At 67.5% G+C, this 17,061-nt stretch carries 18 protein-coding genes and 1 pseudogene; 11 read left to right on the forward strand and 8 right to left on the reverse strand.

Annotation, left to right across the window (positions count from 1 at the left end; all coding sequences use genetic code 11):
• Positions 1-24 precede the first annotated feature (24 nt).
• The 3 genes from OV287_RS53070 to OV287_RS53080 form a co-directional block, all read right to left on the reverse strand.
• The gene (locus OV287_RS53070; RefSeq protein WP_506344829.1) at positions 25-567 is read right to left on the reverse strand and encodes a hypothetical protein; all 543 of its coding nucleotides are present in this window, start codon (positions 565-567) and stop codon (positions 25-27) included.
• Between the two features lie 68 nt (positions 568-635).
• Positions 636-1,025 (reverse strand): hypothetical protein, encoded by a 390-nt coding sequence (locus OV287_RS53075; protein ID WP_267541740.1) that lies wholly within the window; start codon positions 1,023-1,025, stop codon positions 636-638.
• A gap of 153 nt (positions 1,026-1,178) precedes the next feature.
• A complete protein-coding gene (locus tag OV287_RS53080) occupies positions 1,179-2,180 on the reverse strand; it encodes a DUF2804 domain-containing protein (protein ID WP_267541741.1) in 1,002 nt (333 codons plus the stop codon).
• A gap of 111 nt (positions 2,181-2,291) precedes the next feature.
• On the opposite strand from OV287_RS53080, the gene OV287_RS53085 reads away from it, so the two are divergent.
• Complete coding sequence (locus OV287_RS53085) at positions 2,292-3,899, forward strand: FAD-binding oxidoreductase (RefSeq protein ID WP_267541742.1); 1,608 nt, start codon at positions 2,292-2,294, stop codon at positions 3,897-3,899.
• Positions 3,900-3,988: 89 nt separating this feature from the next.
• On the opposite strand, the pseudogene OV287_RS53090 reads toward OV287_RS53085, so the two are convergent.
• Positions 3,989-4,234: pseudogene (locus tag OV287_RS53090) on the reverse strand (SDR family NAD(P)-dependent oxidoreductase); the annotation flags it as partial.
• A gap of 226 nt (positions 4,235-4,460) precedes the next feature.
• Here OV287_RS53090 and OV287_RS53095 point away from each other — a divergent pair.
• From OV287_RS53095 to OV287_RS53125, 7 genes are all read left to right on the forward strand, one after another.
• On the forward strand, positions 4,461-4,925 hold the full coding sequence (locus tag OV287_RS53095; protein ID WP_267541743.1) for a DUF4150 domain-containing protein: 465 nt from the start codon (positions 4,461-4,463) through the stop codon (positions 4,923-4,925).
• A gap of 41 nt (positions 4,926-4,966) precedes the next feature.
• Positions 4,967-6,283 carry a TIGR02270 family protein gene (locus OV287_RS53100; protein ID WP_267541744.1) on the forward strand — a complete coding sequence of 439 codons (1,317 nt, stop codon included), beginning with the start codon at positions 4,967-4,969 and terminating at the stop codon, positions 6,281-6,283.
• Between the two features lie 65 nt (positions 6,284-6,348).
• Positions 6,349-7,125, forward strand: a complete 777-nt coding sequence (locus OV287_RS53105) for a hypothetical protein (protein ID WP_267541745.1) — start codon at positions 6,349-6,351, stop codon at positions 7,123-7,125.
• Positions 7,126-7,146: 21 nt separating this feature from the next.
• Entirely contained in the window at positions 7,147-7,740 is a 594-nt protein-coding gene (locus OV287_RS53110) for an imm11 family protein (RefSeq protein ID WP_267541746.1), read from the forward strand.
• Between the two features lie 12 nt (positions 7,741-7,752).
• A complete protein-coding gene (locus tag OV287_RS53115) occupies positions 7,753-8,526 on the forward strand; it encodes an Imm49 family immunity protein (protein ID WP_267541747.1) in 774 nt (257 codons plus the stop codon).
• Positions 8,527-8,577: 51 nt separating this feature from the next.
• Complete coding sequence (locus OV287_RS53120; RefSeq protein ID WP_267541748.1) at positions 8,578-9,678, forward strand: hypothetical protein; 1,101 nt, start codon at positions 8,578-8,580, stop codon at positions 9,676-9,678.
• A gap of 186 nt (positions 9,679-9,864) precedes the next feature.
• On the forward strand, positions 9,865-11,799 hold the full coding sequence (locus OV287_RS53125) for a serine/threonine-protein kinase (protein WP_267541749.1): 1,935 nt from the start codon (positions 9,865-9,867) through the stop codon (positions 11,797-11,799).
• 138 nt (positions 11,800-11,937) lie between these two features.
• On the opposite strand, the gene OV287_RS53130 is transcribed toward OV287_RS53125, so the two are convergent.
• From OV287_RS53130 to OV287_RS53140, 3 genes are all read right to left on the reverse strand, one after another.
• Positions 11,938-12,273 carry a hypothetical protein gene (locus OV287_RS53130; RefSeq protein WP_267541750.1) on the reverse strand — a complete coding sequence of 112 codons (336 nt, stop codon included), beginning with the start codon at positions 12,271-12,273 and terminating at the stop codon, positions 11,938-11,940.
• A 62-nt stretch (positions 12,274-12,335) separates the two neighbouring features.
• The gene (locus OV287_RS53135) at positions 12,336-12,491 is read right to left on the reverse strand and encodes a hypothetical protein (RefSeq protein ID WP_267541751.1); all 156 of its coding nucleotides are present in this window, start codon (positions 12,489-12,491) and stop codon (positions 12,336-12,338) included.
• Positions 12,492-12,519: 28 nt separating this feature from the next.
• A complete protein-coding gene (locus OV287_RS53140; RefSeq protein WP_267541752.1) occupies positions 12,520-12,951 on the reverse strand; it encodes a hypothetical protein in 432 nt (143 codons plus the stop codon).
• A gap of 163 nt (positions 12,952-13,114) precedes the next feature.
• Between OV287_RS53140 and OV287_RS53145 the strand changes: the two genes are divergently transcribed.
• Both OV287_RS53145 and OV287_RS53150 read left to right on the forward strand, forming a co-directional pair.
• On the forward strand, positions 13,115-13,837 hold the full coding sequence (locus OV287_RS53145; RefSeq protein ID WP_267541753.1) for a hypothetical protein: 723 nt from the start codon (positions 13,115-13,117) through the stop codon (positions 13,835-13,837).
• A 327-nt stretch (positions 13,838-14,164) separates the two neighbouring features.
• Entirely contained in the window at positions 14,165-15,013 is an 849-nt protein-coding gene (locus tag OV287_RS53150) for an ankyrin repeat domain-containing protein (RefSeq protein WP_267541754.1), read from the forward strand.
• 25 nt (positions 15,014-15,038) lie between these two features.
• Here the strand turns inward: OV287_RS53150 and OV287_RS53155 are convergent, their stop codons facing one another.
• Positions 15,039-15,572 carry a hypothetical protein gene (locus tag OV287_RS53155; RefSeq protein WP_267541755.1) on the reverse strand — a complete coding sequence of 178 codons (534 nt, stop codon included), beginning with the start codon at positions 15,570-15,572 and terminating at the stop codon, positions 15,039-15,041.
• Positions 15,573-15,852: 280 nt separating this feature from the next.
• On the opposite strand from OV287_RS53155, the gene OV287_RS56305 reads away from it, so the two are divergent.
• Positions 15,853-16,689: a peptidoglycan-binding protein gene (locus tag OV287_RS56305; protein WP_308809813.1), complete on the forward strand. Its 837-nt coding sequence runs from the start codon at positions 15,853-15,855 to the stop codon at positions 16,687-16,689.
• Positions 16,690-17,061 lie beyond the last annotated feature (372 nt).

Consider the following 17,061-nt stretch of genomic DNA (forward strand, 5'->3'; position numbering starts at 1 on the left):
GAAAGCGAGGGGGAATCAGTTGAACTACGACGAGATGAGCCCATCGAGGGTCGCATACTCCCTCGTCGTGAGAACCTCGAGCATGAGGGGCGTGTAGTCCGGGAACAGCTTCTCCGCCAGCGCACCGAGCTTCAGCGCCTTCTCCAGGGTCTCCTTGGTACGCTCGTCGTTCCAGTATCGAATCAATCCCCGCCAGGAATCCCTGACCGTCTCCAAGGCCCTGGCGCTGGCCTCCTCATAAAGTCTTGCGGCCTCATGAGGAGCGTTACGGTAGGTGTCCAGGAAGTAGCCGAGTTCTACGACTGCGGGAGCACTCCGGTACGAGCCCAGGACGGCCATTTCCAACAGACGTTGGATTTCAGCAAGCCGGTCTTCGAGAGCCCGCTCGGGCCCCTCGGAGCTCAACAGCCGCCAGGCCAGGAAGAGGAGATTCTGGGTGAACGCGGGGCAGGCCTCGGCTAGTTCCCTGTGCAACTTCAGCTGCTCCGGGTTGCTCATGTCGGCCTCGGCCTCCCGCCGGGCCTCCCGGAATCTTGCGACCAACTCCTCCAGATCGGGGTGCGCCATGGTTCACCTCACCGTGCCCATCTTCTCCATGACCCGCTCTGGATCCTCGAGCAGCTTCTTCACCATCTTCAACTGAGCCTCCGTCGCGAGGCTGAAGTCCTTATGCTGCAACTCTCGAACAGTGTGTAGTCCTTGAGCTGTGAAGGGAAATCCTTCGCGCGCTGGAGAGAAGCCGAAAGCTGCCCCACCCGGGTGCTCAACTGTGCAATCGTTTGCAGCTTCTCCGTAGCCCAGGCTTGGGAAACCAGACCTCCAGCAGATGCCTCAGCAATCAGCGCCTCTGCCTCGGCGAACTGCCCCTTCGCGATCAGCGCATTGATGCGTGCGCCGACCGTACTGCACTCGGCCCGAACGCCGTTCTCGGGCTCCTCATACGAGGCATGCTCCAGTCGATGGCGCTCGGAGAGGTCGCGCGCGCTGCCAGTGACATGGCCACACCCACTGGCAAGCAGCAGCATGAGTGCGATCCCAATATCCCTTGAGGCCGGCATGAAACCTCCCTCATACACCGCCAAGCGTCTGGGTTCATTTTACTTGGGGAGGGTCTCCTGGCGCGCTGACTGCTTCTCACCTGTCCATTAGTGGGCCAAGCGTCACTGGTGCCAGCCCCGCTACCACCGATTCGCGGCCTGCTCCGCCCAGCCCACGAGGCCGTCGACGCTGAACCGGTTGCCAGCGGTATCGGTCGCCCAGCCGGACCACACGCCGAAGGCCTGCTGCGTCGCAGACGCGATCACAAGCGCGTTGGTGGCCGCGTGCCGAACATGGAACGGGGTGAGGGTGACATCGACGCGCTCGCCGTGGACCCTCCACGGCGCCGTCCAGTGACCGGTGTCGTACTCCCAGCGCAGCTCCTCGGGGATGAAATGCAGCACCCCGTCGACGATGAGCGCGTTCTCAGTACTGCCCGTGCCGTCGGTCCACTTGCCGCCCAGCTGCAACCCCAACCGGTGCCCGTCGACCACGCCGGAGCCGGCCGCCCAGTTCCAGGTCATGCGGTATGGCCATTTGCCGCGGCCTCGATCGAGTACCGCCCACGAGTCACCTGCTGGAATCGGATGCTCGACCCCGTCGATGCGCAGCACGCCCGATACAGGGCGGGCGAGGTCCTTGACGGTGTACTGAAACCGGGTGTCACTCCACGGCACGACGACGCTCAGCGACTCGCCAGCATCCTCTGCGAATACGTCCAGTTCGAGGCCACCGAGGCTCGCGCGCAGCCGGGTGCCGCCCGCCTCGTCGGTGAACGCGAAGTCGAAGTGCCGAGCCTTCGCGGTGACGGTGAGCGGAGGCTCAACGTCCGGCAGCGTCACCCCGGCCGCGAGCGGCACGAGCGCGCCCTCTTCGCGCTCGATGCCTGTGACGCGATCGAGCAGATAGAACTGGTGCACGCCGGCATAGTCGAGGCTCGACACGGTGACCCCGATGACGTGAGTGGGGGTCACAATGCCCCAGTACTCCCAGCGTTTGGTGCGCCCCCATCCAGCGAGGTTGGTCCGATGCAGCGGGCGCCGGCTGTGCCCAACGGCGGCCGGGTTGAGGCGACCGTTGGCGAGGCACAGGTCAACGGGAGCGGTGAGTTCGGGACAACTTGTTGGCAAGGATGACGGCATGCCACCACCTTAGCGGCACGAATGCCGGGAGCAGCTCATAAGGAGACGTTGGCTGGGGCCCCGCGAACGGACGCGCGCGATTGGGCGGGGAACCGCGTACGCTCGCGGGCCATGAGCACTCGCGCGACGAGCATCTGGGGCTGGGGTTATGCGGACAAGTTCCCCGACACCGAGGCACGGCGTTCCCTCGCCGAGCAGGTCTCCCCGCTCCTCGGAGGCCCCTCGCTGGAGCCCCACGAGCCCGCCACGGCCCTGCGTCTCCCCAGCCCCCGGGTTGCTCCACCCGAGTCCCTCGCGGTGCTGTGCTCGGTGGACGAGGCCGACCGGGCCGCGCACACCTATGGCAAGGGTTATGGAGACCTCGTGCGCGGCTTCCATGGGGACTTCTCCTCCGCGCCCGACTTCGTCGCCCGCCCCCGCACCGAGGAGGACGTGCGCGCCGTCATGGACTGGTGCGGCGACCACCATGTGGCCCTCATCCCCTTCGGCGGTGGCACCAGCGTCGTGCGCGGTATCGAGGCCGCCATCGGCAATGGCTTCCGCGGAGCTGTGTCGCTCGACCTGCGCCGCCTGGACCGAGTCCTCGAGGTGGACCCCGTCTCCCGCTCCGCCCGCATCCAGGCCGGCGCCACCGGGCCCGTGCTCGAGTCTCAGCTCGCCTCGCACGGCTTCACCCTGCGCCACTTCCCCCAGTCCTTCGAGTTCTCCACGCTCGGCGGCTGGATTGCCACGCGCGCCGGTGGCCACTTCGCCACGCTCTACACGCACATCGATGACCTGGTGCAGTCCACCCGCATGCTCACCCCGCGCGGCCCCTACGAGACGCGCCGTCTTCCCGCCTCGGGCGCTGGCCCCTCTCCGGACAGGCTCGTGCTCGGCTCCGAGGGCACGCTCGGCGTCATCACCGAGGCCTGGGTGCGGCTCCAGTCCCGCCCCCGCTTCCGCGCCAGCGCCAGCGTCCACTTCTCCGACTTCGACGCCGCCGTGCGCGCCGTCCGTGAGCTCTCCCAGTCCGGCCTCCACCCCTCCAACTGCCGCCTCCTCGACGCGCAGGAGTCCTTCCTCAATAGCGTCGCCGGGGATGGTTCCTGCGTGCTCGTGCTCGCCTTCGAGTCCGCGGACCATCCGCTGCAAGCCTGGATGGAGCGCGCGCTCGCCATTACCGCATCCCACGGAGGCGAGTGCCGCGAGGGTGCTCGCTACCGCTCCGATGAGCCGGGTGCTCAAGCCCGCGCCAGTGGTGCCGCGGAGAGCTGGCGCTCAGCCTTCATCGAGGCCCCGTATCTGCAAAACGTCATGGTGAGCCTCGGCGTCATCGCCGATACCTTCGAGACCGCCTGCACGTGGGACAAGTTCGACTCGCTCCACGGCGCCATCCTCGACTCCGTGCGCGGCGCCCTCGAGCGCATCTGCGGCGGTGGAGTCGTGAGCTGCCGCTTCACCCACGTCTACCCAGACGGGCCCGCGCCCTATTACACGTTCCTCGGACCGGCGAAGCGCGGCGGCGAGTTGGAACAGTGGCTCGCACTCAAGCAGGCCGCCAGCGAGGCCATCATCGCTCACGGCGGCACCATCACCCACCACCACTCCGTGGGCCGGCTCCACCGCCCCTGGTATGACCGCGAGCGCCCAGAGCCCTTCGCCCTCGCCTTGAAGGCCGTGAAGGGAGCGCTCGATCCCCAGGGGATTTTGAATCCGGGTGTCCTCGTGGGCCCGTGAAGGGCAACCCGCGGGCCTCGATACCCTCACCCCGTCCCTCTCCCGGAGGGCGAGGGGAAATTGGGCCGTGGATTCCTCCTACACCACGGCTACAGGCCCGCCATCACTCCGCCATCCACCGTCATCACGCAGCCGTTCACGTACGAGGCCTCTTCCGACAACAGCCAGGCGATCGCCTTCCCACACTCCGCCGGCTCCCCCAGCCTCCCCATCGGAATCCTCGGCACGTAGTACTGCTCCTCCGCCTTCCTCGGCTCCCCCGGAGAGATCTTCTCCAGCAGCCCTTCCAGCATCGGCGTGCGGTGCGCTCCCGGGCACACCACGTTCACCCGGACGCCCTTCCCCCCGTCACCAGCGCCACCTTGCCCGCGAGTCCCTTCATCACTGTTCCCCCCTTGTCGTTGCGTCCGTAAGCCTCAAACCCTACCCGCGCCCCCGCCCTCTACTGTCCGTCAGCCACCTTCCGGCACGGGCGAGCATCCCACTCCGCTTCTTCCGCTAACGAGGGTCGATCTGGGATAGACTCTGGTGGAACACCCTGTCACGAGGGGAGGTAGAACCATGTCGGTCCACGTCGGCGTCAACAAGCTGTCCGTGGTGACAGAGGACAGCAACGGCACCACGGTGGCATTCCCGGACGTGTGCAAGACACCCAGCCCGGGTGGTCCCATCCCCATCCCGTACCCCAACATCGCGCGCTCGTCGGACACGGCGAAAGGCACCAAGAAGGTTTCCGTCAAAGGCAAGCCCGTGTGCGTGAAGGACTCCAATTTCAGCACCAGCACGGGAGACGAAGCGGGCACCGCCGGTGGAGGCGTGGCCTCGGGCAAGACCAAGGGAAAGGCCGAGTTCGTCAACTACTCCTTCGACGTGAAGTTCGAGGGGAAGAACGTCGCCCGGGCGTTCGACCTGATGCTCCACAACGACAAGAACACGCCGCCCTTTCCCGTCATGCAGGGGCCTGTCGTTGCGCTGGGCAAGAGCACCGGCAAGCCGAAGTGCCTCGTGTGCGACCATGATGTCTGACCCGGAGCGACAGAGCCCCTGGGTAGAAATCCATCAGGACCATGACCGCGAGAGCTGACCTTCCCCTTCTCTGGGACATCTACGAGGAGTACCTGGACGAAGCGGAGTTCCTCTGGAGCCAATGGGAGCGGATGCTCGTCTCTCCCGACGACTGGCTGCACGAGGTGGAGGAGCGCGAGGAGCGGCTGTTCGCGCTCCTGGACGGGCTGGTGCTCGGCGGGTCCCCGGTGGCGGAACGGTTGCTGGTACCCGCCCTCGAAGCGGACGTGCCAGCACGCGTCTCCGTGGCGGCGTTCGCGCTCGCCAGCGGAGAAGTCCCCACCTCCACGGAGGCCCTGCGGACAGCCCTGAAGGAGGACGCTCCGGCGTCCCTGGCCGCCATTCAACGGGCGCTCGAGCTGCTCGCCCGCGAAGCGCTGCCAGCATGGCTCCCCTCCCTGCTCGGGGCTCCCTCCCCCGCGCTGCGAGCCCTCGCCATCGACCTGCTGGGCCAGCACGGCGCGGTTCCTCCCCAGGTGCTGTCGGAGAGCCTCACGCACGAGGAGCCCCGGGTGGTCCACGCGGCCCTGCGCGCGATGAGCCGCTCACGGACCAGACTCGACCGGGCGGCACTGGAGCGTTTGCTGGCGTCGCCTCACCCCGAGGTGCGGGATGCCGCCCTCGTCGCCGGACTCCTCCAGGGACACCGGGCGTCCTGGAGTACCTGCCTGGCGACGATGGGCGCCCCGGAGGGGAAGCTCTCCCGGCTGCTGGTCGCCATGGGGGCAGACGAGCATGAGCTCGGAAAGCGCCTGGCCCTGCTCGATACGCCGAAGCTGCGCCAGGATGTGCTGTGGGCGCTCGGCTTCAGTGGCCGCCAGGCCGCCGCGGATGCCTGTGTCGCGCTCATGGAGGACGAGTCCTCGGCCGCACTGGCCGCGGAGGCGTTCTGCGCCATCACGGGTCTGCGTCTCGACCAGGGGCTCGCGGTGGAGCGCCCCGAGCCATCCGAGGAGCTCCCCCCTCTCGAGGAGGAGAACCTCGACGCGTCGCTCGAGCCCTCCGCCGAGGATGCGCTGCCTCTCCCGGATGCGCCCGCGGTGGCGCGATGGTGGAAGGAAGCCCGTCCGCGCTTCGATGCCCGTCAGCGCTACCTGGGTGGTGAAGTCCTGAGTACGGAGGTCCTGCTGGAATCCCTCGAGCGCGCGCCCATGCGGCGTCGGCACGCGCTGTCGCTCGAGGTGATGATTCGCAGCAGAGGGATGGTGCAGTTGCCCACCCGGCTCTTCGCGCGCCAGCAGAAGGATGCACTGCGAGCGCTCCGCGCGGCACCTCCCGTGCGGCTCATCCGCTCCATCACGGACGGCATCACGGCCTGAAGTGCCCGGCACGAATCACGACGACCTTCCGTGATAGGCTCGGCCGCTCTGTCAGCGAGGTTCCCATGGGCAAGAAGAGGAAACGCTCAGACCAGCACCTGACCGATATCGAGGACTTTCCGGACAAGCACAAGCCAGCCTGTCTCAACGCCCATCACGGCGCCTACACGGATGGGAACACTTGCAGCTACCGCTGGCAGGGCTACCTCAAGGCCAAATCGGACACGGGGTCCTACACCTGGCCAAAGGACTACGGCCTCCAACCGCCCAGCGGTCAGAACTGGAACATCGGGCATCCAGGCAACTTCCAGGACAAGTGCACCGTGCCGTACTGGCACGAGTCCCACCACATCATCCCCCATGCGGAATTGACGAATGCCATCGCGTGGGTGGGGGGAGATGCACCCAAGGCGAGTGAAATCAAGCTGACGGTCCGCGGGGGGCTGCTGGATGAGGCCTACATCCTCAATGATCAGATCAACATGATCATCCTGCCGATGCTGGCGCTCCATGCGCGAGCCGTGGGGCTCCCCAAGCACCGCATGACTCCCACCACCTTCCACCATTCGGCCTACAGCAAGGTAGTCCTGAAACAGGTCAAGGACATCTTCCAGCCGATGCAGGAGAAGGCCAGCAAGCACGAGCTGCCCGACTATGTCCAGTCGAAGAAACAGCTCGAGGCACTCTCCAAGAGCCTCTACGAGCAGATCAAATCAGCCGGTCAGTTGATGAAGAAGGGCGTGATGGCGGGTGACTCCCTCGATGACGTCAAGGAGAACCACCTGCTCGCCAAGCCGCCCCCCAAGAGCACCAGGACCTCCATCAACGACCCCCTGACGTGATGCACAACAGGAGAACGTGAGATGAGTTTCCGAGAGCTCGATACCATGGGAGACATCAACAACCTGGACCTCTGCTATCTCGATGACTTCGTCGAGGGCATCAAGATCCAGTCCTGGCGCGTCGGAAGAGGGGTGCGCGTGGGGGAGCTGTACCCGGAAGACGCGAAGATCCTCATGCGTCCCGAGAATCCGGGGGTCCAGCTCTCCTCGCTCCTGGGCAACAGCGAGAGCATGTTGGTCGCCTCCAGGGATTTCAGGGAGGCCATCGAGAAGCTCTGCGCCAACGTGGAGATCGAATATCTGCCCTTCACGCTCTACGACCACCACAAGCGGCCCTACAGCCGCGACTACTGCATCATCAATCCGATCGGCACGTTCGACTGTCTCGACCTCAAGGCCAGCGACATCGTCTGGGACACGGAGAAGCCGGATAACATCTTGCGCATCGAGGAGGCCGTGCTGGATCGTGAGAAGACCCGGGCGGCCCCCCAGCTCTTCCGTCTGAAAGAAAGCCCGCATACGTACGTGGTGGGGCTGGATCTCGCGAAGGAGATGCAGCAGCGCAAGCTGACCAACGTCTTCTGGACCCGTCTGCGCTTCAACGACGAGCTGTAAGCGGCGCCCTCCATGAACACGGAATTCCTTCCAGCCTTCGTCGAGGACGCACTCGAGGAGAACCGCGCCCTGGTGCCAGCCCTCCAGCGCGGGAGGGCATCCGTGGGGCAGGTGCTCGCCTTCTGCCACAACTTCCGGATCGCCGGCATCGGGAAGCTGTTCCTCACGGATGACCCCGAGCCTCTCCGCTGGCACCTGCACCAGAGCGGCGCTGCCTTCGCACACTTTCTTGGCGAACCCGGCCAGGAGCCGCCGCCAGGCAGCAAGCTCCACCCCTTCTTCGATGCCGTCGCCGCCGGGGACTTCTCCTCCGCGGAGAAGATGGCCCGTCATGCGAGACGCTCCTGGGCTCGCGGATTCGAATACGAGGAGGACTTCCTCTTCGTCGAGCTCCTGATGCAGCACTTCTTCCTGGGGAGCCCCCCCGAGGCCTGCCAGAAGCTTCTCCTCCGGTATGAGGAAGCGCTGCAGGGCGCGGACGACACGCGCCTGCCGGTGTGCAGGGCGTTGCTGGACTCGGACTCGCGCGCCTTCGACGAGGCCCTTGGCCTATACCTCGAGGATCGCAGCCTCCGCTTCGAGCTGGTGGCCTCACGGCAGACCCAGCCCCCTGCCCTGCTGCTGACCGAGCGTCATTTCTCGGTGGTCGGTCTCGCGCTGCTCCAACTGGCGGAGCGCAAGCACCTGGAGACCGCTTCGGACCATCTCCATGTGCCGTCCACGGCGCGGGCATTGACGGGAGCTCAGCCCTTCCGTCCGGATTCCTGGGCCCACATCTCCACGTAGGCGCCACTCCCGGCGTGTCCCAGGACGTCCCGGCTGAAGGTCCATCTCTCCATGCGACTGAGCATCAACAGCCTGGGCATGATTTCCTCCCTCGGGTTCGGCGCGATTGCTTCATGTGCCGCCATCCGGGCCGGCCTCTCCCGGCCTCGGGAATGCCCCTCCTTCACCGTGTTGGATCCAACGGTGCACGAGCTCGTCCCCGTGGTCGGCCGCCCCATCCGAGGCTACACGGAAGGATTCAGCCAGACCGGTCTCTGGCTGCGGCTGGCACGTGGATGCGTCCTGGACCTGCTCCAGCAGGAAGGAATTCCAAACGCCTCGGACACGGGTTTCTGGCGAAGGACAGGGCTCATGGTGGTCCTGCCCTCATTCGAGAGCGAGCGCTTCCCGAACGAGAAGTCTGCTTCACCCGAGGCCCTCTACGACGCCCTCCTCCAGCGGCTGCTCACGGTGCTGAGGCTTCCACTGCAACGAGTGCATGCGGAGATCCTGGCCCTGGGCCATGCGGGAGTCATCACCGCCGTGCAGCAGGCCCGGCGGCGGATGGCCGCCACGGGACTCGAGCGGCTCCTCGTCCTCGCGGTGGACTCCTACCTGGATGGACCAACGCTGCAATGGTTGGCCGCTGCCAGGAGACTCAAGGCGGGAGATGTCCCCTACGGACTGATTCCGGGCGAAGCAGGCGCCTGTTTCATGCTGGAGACCGAGGCCAGCCTGCGACAAAGGCAACTCCCCCCGCGGGTCTTCGTCGAAAGCACCGCGCTCGGAATCGAGGAGAGGCACCGCTTCCAGCAGGAGCCCAACAATGGAATGGGCCTCGCCAGGGTCCTTCAGGAAGCCCTGGAGACAGCCTCACCCGGCAAGCCCTTCCAGGGAGACATCATCTGCGACCTCAACGGGGAGAACTGGAGAGCTCGGGAGTTGGGGAACGCCTGGGTCCGGGCTCGCGGCCAGTTGGGGGAAGACGTTCGCATCATCGCGCCCGCCGAGTCGCTGGGGGAGACCGGGGCCGCGAGCGGCGCGGTAGGCGTCTGCGTCGCCGTCCGCTCCTTGAGCCGACGGTACTCCCGTACCGGACAGGTCGTGCTGTTATCGAGCGCCGAGCCAGGGCAGGTGGGCGCCATGGTGCTCGGACGCGCGGACAAGGCCTGACTCCGGCGCTGTCCATCGCGGACCGGGCCGCTCCCTCCCCCCCCACTGTCCGTTAGCAATCAAAACGCTGCATCCTGAGTGAACCATTACAGCCCACCTCCCTGCGCCTACACGGCGGGGTGGGAGACAATGTCCTGAACCGATCCGCACCCAACCAGGTGGGGGATGTCCCGGGGGGGACATTTCGTGGGACCATCTCCGTACGCCTCCAGCGCCGTCAGTCCCATGCCCAGCGAAGCAGGCCCAGATAAGTCCGCCGATCTCCGCGAGACGCTCGAGCCCTCGGTCCAGCGCCGCGAGCCCGGGGCGGATCCGCTGTTGGGCGAGTGTATTGGCAGCTTCCGGCTCACCCGCAAGCTGGGCCAGGGCGGCATGGGCGCGGTGTACCTCGGCGAGCACGTGGACATCGGCAGCCGCGTGGCCATCAAGGTGTTGCACGGCAAGCTGGCCAACTCGCCCCAGGTGCTGCGCCGCTTCCACACGGAAGCGCGCGCCGTGAACCTCATCGGCCACGAGAACATCGTCAACATCATCGACATCAACCCCGCGCCGCCCCGGCCCTACCTCGTCATGGAGTATCTCGAGGGAGAGCCGCTCTCCGCGCTGCTGGCGCGCGGGCCCGTGCGCGCGGAGATCGCCGTAGCGCTGCTCGCCCAGGTGTGTGACGCGCTCCAGGCCACGCACGCGCGAGGCATCGTCCACCGGGACCTCAAGCCGGAGAACCTCTTCCTGCTGCAGCGCGGCCACGGCCCCGCCTTCGTCAAGGTGCTCGACTTCGGCATCGCCAAGCTGCTCGACTGCGAGGAGCGCAGCACCGACACGCAGGAGGGCGCCATCATCGGCTCGGCCGACTACATGGCGCCGGAGCAGTCGCGCGGCGACGACCTGGACGGGCGCGCCGACCTCTACGCCCTCGGCGTCATCGCCTACCAGCTCGTCACTGGCCGGCTCCCCTTCGTCGAGCGCTCCCTCACCGCGCTGCTGCTCGCCCACCAGACGAAGCTGCCCATCTCCCCCACCTCGCTGTGCCCGGACGTACCGCCCGCCCTCTCCAGCGTCATCCTGCGTGTGCTCGCCAAGGAACCCGGGGACCGTTTCCCAAGTGCCTCCATGATGCGCGGTGCACTCCAGGTGGCTCTCGACATGGTGCGCTCGCCGGCTGGCCCCGCCCGCACGCCCACGCCCCTGGGCACCTTCGCAGTGCGCCCCGCCGTGGCCGTGCCCGTGCTGGTGACGGCGAGCCCTGGTGCCGCGGCCGAGCAGCTCACGTGCACGGACCTGACGCGTGGGGGCATGTTCCTGAGCACGGACCAGGCGCTGCCGTCGCTGCTCTCCCGAGTGGTGGTGGCGCTGGAGCACCCGGACGGGGAGCTCACGTGCGAGTGCGAGGTGGTGCGCCACGTGCAATCCGAGGAGGCGCGCGCCTGGGGCATGGCCGCCGGCTTCGGCGTGCAGTTCGTGGAGCCCTCCGTCTCCTTCAAGGCGGCGGTGGCGCACCTGATGCTGGGGCAGCCGCTCAACACGCTGCGCCCGCCCATGGACCCGGCCGCCGAGGCCGAGGTGGAGCAGATGCTCGCCCCCTACCGCGAGCGCGGCACGGAGGACCTCTACGCCGTCCTCGCGCTGCCGCCGGACACGGGCTGCGAGGAGCTGCGGGTGCGCGCGCGCCGGGCCTGCAGTGCGCTGGAGCGGCTGCGCGAGCGCCCCATCTCCCCTATGCTGCGCGCCAAGGTGGAGACCGTGCTCGACCGGGTGCGCAAGGCCTCCGAGACGCTCAGCCACACGCAGCGCCGCGCCGCCTACGACGCCGAGCGGGGCAACTTCCAGGGCGTGGCGCGCTGTCTGGCCGCGGGGCTCACCGCCAGCCAGCTGGAGGAGATGCGCCGCGACTTCCTCTCCCGCCGCCCCCATGCGCAGGGGCCGCTGCGCGTGCACCTCGCCACCGCCCAGGCCCACCAGCAGGCCGGGCTGCTCTCCCATGCGCGCGAAGCCTACGAGCGAGCCCTCATCCTGGACCCGCTCTCGCTGGAGTTGCACAAGCAGTACCTGGTGGTGTGCCGAGCCCTGGGAAGCTCGGGGCGTTCGGGCCCCGGCTCCGGTGGGAAGGTGACCATCGCGTAATGCCCAAGTCACCCACCCCTCGTCCGAGCGCACGCAAAGGGACGGCGGAAGAAGATCCTCAAGCAGATTGAGCGTGCGCGGAAGAAGCTGAAGGATGGCTTTGACCCATGAAAATCTCTGGTCACCGTGAGTCGTGATTCAACCCTCGGCTCGCGAGGGAGGAGGCGCGGGGTTCTGGGCGGCGAACTCGGCCACGGTGTCCAGGTACCTCTGAATGGCATTCAGGTGCGCTCCTCCGCATTCGGAGAGATACCTCTTGTGCCAGCCCTCCGTGGAGAGTTCCCGTCTGAAGAGCCAGTCATTGAATGCCTCGTACCAGGGGTCCTCCATGCCATGGTACCGGCAGCAGGCCCGATAGCCGGTCTCGAAAGCGGCCACGGCCTGGGTCGTCTCCATTCCCCCGAAGAAGACCCCCAGGGGCCTGCCGCGCGCATGCTCGGACCGGACGCGCAGCAGGACATCAATGAGGGACACGAAGCGCCCGCGCCACTCCTCAGGAAGCGGCACGACTTTAACAACGGTTTCCGAGCCACGGGTCATAGGTCGTCCAGACTGTTCAGCACCGCGGAGGTGATCTTCATTCCCTCTTCCGTCACGAGGCGACGGATGTACTCGTCCTCCGACAGCCCCTGTGGCCCGGTGAAGGCATCGTAGATCTTGTTCTGCAGACGCACAGCGACGTGCAAGCTCAAGTCGGAGAGCTGAACCGTGCTGCGTGGCTCACCCGCGCATCTCGAAGGCGATGTATTTCGAGCCTTGTGACGTGAACCGGATGAACTCGGGCTTGCCTCCGAGCTGCTGGAACGCCATGGAGATGCGCCGGGCCACCTCGATGCAGGGTCCTGGCCTGCGATTCTCGGCGACGAAGGCAAGTTCCAAGAGCCGCAACCACTGCGGGATGGCCTGCCTCCCGGTTTCCAACTGGTAGAGCGCGATGGCCTTCTGGATTTCCCCTCTGGCGAGCATCGCCAGCATCTGGGCCCGGACTGTGTCCGTTGCCTGGAGCACGGACTGGGAAATTCGCAGAGGCTGGGTGAAAGCCTGAGCCATGTAGAGTTGCTGCACCCGTGCTGCCGAATGCTGCGCCACCGGCCCAGCAGCGGCAGCTGTCGTTGCAAGCAGCACGAGAAATCCGAACAGACGAGCAAGCATTCATCCCTCGACGATGGGCTCGTGAGCCCTCTATGTAGGACAAGCCGCTCCCGGGCGGCAACCACCGCCCCGTCGGAGCCCGCCCTCCGGTGGGAAGGTGACCATCGCGTAACGGGCCTCACGGCGCGGGCCCGTCCGTGATAACTCCCCGCCGATACCTCTTATGTCCTCCCCGACATCCGGCTCCGAGCCCCAGTCTTCCACCGTGCCCCCGCGGGTGCAGCGCGTGGCCCTGTACGCTGTGGTCTCCGGCCTCACTCCCCTCATCCCCGTCCCCTTCCTCGACGAGTACGCGCTGCGCCGCGTGCGCGAGCGCATGGTTCGCACCATCCTCCGCGAGTACTCCTTCTCCCCGCCGGACCGCACGGTGACGGTGCTCGCCGGCCTCCACCCGCGCGAGGGCAGCCGCCTGCAGCAGTTCGCCAGCAAGACGGCCCTCATCTCCCTCCGCCTCACCTGGCGCAAGGCCTACAAGCGGCTGGCCACCGCCCTGTGGGTGAAGGACTGCGTGGACATGGCCTCCGTCTCCCTGCACCACGGCTACCTGCTACAGCACGCGCTCGAGCGGGGAGACCTCGACGCCACCCGGCTCGCCACCGAGGACACCCCACGCCGCGTGCACGATGCCATCGACGCCGCCTGCAAGGAGTTGGACGCGCGCCCCGTCAACCAGGTGCTGCGCCGCCTCTTCGCCGGCAGCCGGTTGCTGCTCGCCGAGCTCTCCAAGGCCCTCGAGCATTGGAATGGTGCTCCCCGCACTCCCATGGAGGGCGAGGACCAGGAAGTGGCTTCCCTCGCCGAGCGGCTCGCCGCGGCCATGTGGGAAGAGCGCGGCTATTTCCAGTCGCTCGAGTCCCTCTACGCCAAGCACCTCAAGGCCCGCTGACAGCTCCCACTGCTCCGTGACGGCCTTCCCTTCCCTCCGTCACGGGATGGCCCATAGCCAGACAGAATATTCCAGCGCGTTGACTTGAACCTGGAATTCCAGAAAAAGGAATTCCATGCGCCCCCCGTCGTCCCGCGCGAAGCGCCGCGGCCCGCACACCTTCGCCTTGTTGCTGTTGCTCACCACGCGCACTGGTGACGGCCCCAACGCCTGCTGGCTGTAGCAGTCGCAGCACCGGGGCGGGGGCGGTGTCTGCTCGTGTCGCCGCCTCCGCCCTTCTGCCTTAGAATCCGACACTACGGGTCATCCAACCTGGTGGGATACATCATGACCAACCTCATCGATGCCGTGCGGCGCGGGGACACCGCCGCCGTGGAGGCCCTGCTGGACACCGAGCCCCGTGCGCTCGCCCGCGGCGATGAGCAAGGAATGACGCCGCTGATGTGGGCCGCCTGGCACGGCCACGCGCCCCTGGTGCAACGGATGCTGGAGCTCGGCGCGGACGCGGCGGCCCGGGACTCTCGGGGTACCACCGCGCTGATGCTGGCGGCCGAGCGCGGTCACCTGGAGGCCTCGCGCCTGCTGGTGGGACGCGCAGGGCCGGACGAGCGCGGCGAGGCCCTGCGGCACGCGGTGGGCGCGGGCCGCCTCGAGCTCGTGGTGTGGCTGCTGGACGAGGCGGGCGCGGCGCTCGAGTACGGGGGCACGGACGGTAAGACACCCCTCACCTGCGCCGCCCTCGGAGGCCACGCCGCGCTGGCCGAGGAGCTGCTGCGCCGCGGGGCGGATGTCGAAGCGCGCAGCTCCACCTTCCTGCCCTTCGAGAACCGCGACGACTTCGGCTGGCACCCGCTGCACTACGCGGCGGACCGCCGGTACGCGCTGCTGGTGCAACTGCTGCTCGACGCCGGAGCCAAGGCAGACGCGGAGACCAGCGAGGGCACCACACCACTGATGATGGCGGCCCGCCGCGGAGACGAGGACTGCATCCGCCTGCTGCTGCTGGCCGGCGCCGAGCCGCTGCGCGAGAACGCTCGCCGCCAGAGTGCCCTGTCGCTGTCTCGCAGCTACGCCCGGCCCCACATCACCCGGTTGCTGGAGCGCCGCGCCGAGGATCAGCCGCTCGCGAAGGTGCTGCAGCTCTCGTGGCACCACCCGGGCAACAAGCGGAACTGAGCGCCGCTCCCGCGTCCCGGGAGTGTCAGTGCAACAGCTTGCTGGCGCCGCCCTCGTTGGCCTCGGAGCGGCCCTCGATGCGCACCACCGCCTCCTTGAAGCTCTCCAGGTACCGGCGCAGCCTCGCTCCCATCTGCACCGACGGACTGTCGTAGCGCGCCAGGCACAGCGTCACCGCGCGCCCTCGCACCGGGTCCTCCCCCGGCACCAGCGTCGTCTCCCGCGCCTCGCCGAACACCAGCCAGTCCAGCCGCCACAGCGCGTCCAGCAACTGCGCGAAGTGCTCCTCCATCTCCTCGCGCAGCGAGTCCGGCAGCCCGTGCACATCGCTGTACTCCGAGCAGTCCCTCAGGAAGCGCTCCACCACCGCGCTCTCCTCGAGGCTCTCCGGTACCTCGTGCGAGAAGGAGCACGCCATGGCCCCCTCCAGCAGCCGCGCGAGCTCCTCCCCGCGCGTCACCAGCGCCAGCCGCGGCCCGTCCTCCTGCCGCACCGCCCCATCCTCCAACTGGAGGAAGGTCTCCCCTGCCATCGTGTCGAGCCTCATTCTGATCGCCACGTTCCCCTCCCGGAACCCGCGAGCCCTCCAGCGTATCGAGCCTCAGCCCCGGGTGGCAGCGCTTTCCTCCACGCCTCGTCCACCGCCGATCACCCGGAATCGACGGGTGTGAGGAAACTTCTTCCCGGCACCTACGAAAATAAGAGCAGGTCTACCCCCCTTCGACCCCCCCAAGGCCCCCGCCATGGTCGCCATCGCCCGATCCACCGCCGCCCTCGCCCCCCGCACCGCCGCGGCTGCCGCCCCTCCCACGCTCCGCCTGAATTCGAAAGGCGCCGCGGTGACCACCCTCCAGAACAAGCTCAAGGCCGCGGGCTTCAACCCTGGCGCCGTGGACGGGCAGTTCGGCCCCAAGACGCTCGCCGCCGTGAAGGCCTTCCAGAAGGCCAAGGGCCTCGAGGCCGATGGCATCGCGGGCCCCAAGACCTGGAGCGCCCTCAACAAGGCCACTGCCCCCAAGCCCTCCACCCCGACCTCGGGCGGCTCCGGCCCCACCCTGCGTGAGGGTGCCCGCGGCGAGCCCGTGCGCGCCCTGCAGAACCGCCTCAACCAGCTCGGCTTCAACGCCGGCACCGCCGATGGCTCCTTCGGCCCCAAGACCGAGGCCGCCGTGAAGGCCTTCCAGAAGGCCAAGGGCCTCACCGCCGATGGAATCGTCGGTCCCAAGACGTGGGACAAGCTCGGCATCAAGGTGACCGGCTCCGTCACCAACCCGTCCGGCGGCGGCGGCGGCCGCGCCGTCACCGGCTACGTCAATGGCGTGCCCCGCAACATCACCGTCTCGCCCATCGCTGGCGGCAAGGTGATGCGCTCGGACGCGGCGGCCGCCTTCAACCGCATGCACGCCGCGGCCAAGGCCGCTGGCATCAACCTCCACGTCAACAGCGCCTTCCGCACCATGGAGGAGCAGCGCGTCCTCTATCAGAAGTACCTCAACGGCACCGGCAACCTCGCCGCCAAGCCCGGCTACTCCAACCACCAGGGTGGCATCGCCCTGGACATCAACGTGGGCGGCACCGGCACCTCCACCTATAAATGGCTGGCCAACAACGCGAGCCGCTTCGGCTTCGCCCGCACCGTCCCCTCCGAGCCCTGGCACTGGGAGTACCGGCCCTGATTCGGGGCAACGCGCCTTTCCCCCCACCGCGAAGCCCCCCTGGCCCCCGCCCCTCCCCCGAGGCGCGGGGGCTGTTGTTTTTCCGCACCCCCACCCGCCCCTGCCCTCCGGACGGACTGTCCGAACTCACGGCACTCTCTGTCCTCATCCAGGACAGTTGGCGGTATGGCCATGTAACCCCCTGGTCTTCCAAGGTTCTCAGCCTCCAAGAGCCGCCTCCAGCACCTCGGGCGCAAGATTGACTGGAGCATCAATGCTCCACTTTACCTACATGACGCGTCGCGTCGTCCCCGCAGCGATGACGCAGTGGGTCTGGCGCGAGGATTGCTCGGGTTGCTGCTCACCCGGAGGCGACCCGAAGCTCCCGGGATC

Origin of the sequence: Archangium lansingense (assembly GCF_026626635.1) — a bacterium.
Lineage (GTDB): Bacteria > Myxococcota > Myxococcia > Myxococcales > Myxococcaceae > Archangium > Archangium lansingense.

Bases quoted from the DNA above. Each gene is read 5' to 3' on its own strand.
- OV287_RS53110 (WP_267541746.1), top strand. From the start codon at position 7,147: ATGAGTTTCCGAGAGCTCGATACCATGGGAGACATCAACAACCTGGAC.
- OV287_RS53095 (WP_267541743.1), top strand. From the start codon at position 4,461: ATGTCGGTCCACGTCGGCGTCAACAAGCTGTCCGTGGTGACAGAGGAC.
- OV287_RS53105 (WP_267541745.1), top strand. From the start codon at position 6,349: ATGGGCAAGAAGAGGAAACGCTCAGACCAGCACCTGACCGATATCGAG.
- OV287_RS53150 (WP_267541754.1), top strand. From the start codon at position 14,165: ATGACCAACCTCATCGATGCCGTGCGGCGCGGGGACACCGCCGCCGTG.
- OV287_RS53140 (WP_267541752.1), bottom strand. From the start codon at position 12,951: ATGCTTGCTCGTCTGTTCGGATTTCTCGTGCTGCTTGCAACGACAGCT.
- OV287_RS53120 (WP_267541748.1), top strand. From the start codon at position 8,578: ATGCGACTGAGCATCAACAGCCTGGGCATGATTTCCTCCCTCGGGTTC.
- OV287_RS53115 (WP_267541747.1), top strand. From the start codon at position 7,753: ATGAACACGGAATTCCTTCCAGCCTTCGTCGAGGACGCACTCGAGGAG.
- OV287_RS53080 (WP_267541741.1), bottom strand. From the start codon at position 2,180: ATGCCGTCATCCTTGCCAACAAGTTGTCCCGAACTCACCGCTCCCGTT.
- OV287_RS53085 (WP_267541742.1), top strand. From the start codon at position 2,292: ATGAGCACTCGCGCGACGAGCATCTGGGGCTGGGGTTATGCGGACAAG.
- OV287_RS53075 (WP_267541740.1), bottom strand. From the start codon at position 1,025: ATGCTGCTGCTTGCCAGTGGGTGTGGCCATGTCACTGGCAGCGCGCGC.
- OV287_RS53100 (WP_267541744.1), top strand. From the start codon at position 4,967: ATGACCGCGAGAGCTGACCTTCCCCTTCTCTGGGACATCTACGAGGAG.
- OV287_RS53070 (WP_506344829.1), bottom strand. From the start codon at position 567: ATGGCGCACCCCGATCTGGAGGAGTTGGTCGCAAGATTCCGGGAGGCC.
- OV287_RS53145 (WP_267541753.1), top strand. From the start codon at position 13,115: ATGTCCTCCCCGACATCCGGCTCCGAGCCCCAGTCTTCCACCGTGCCC.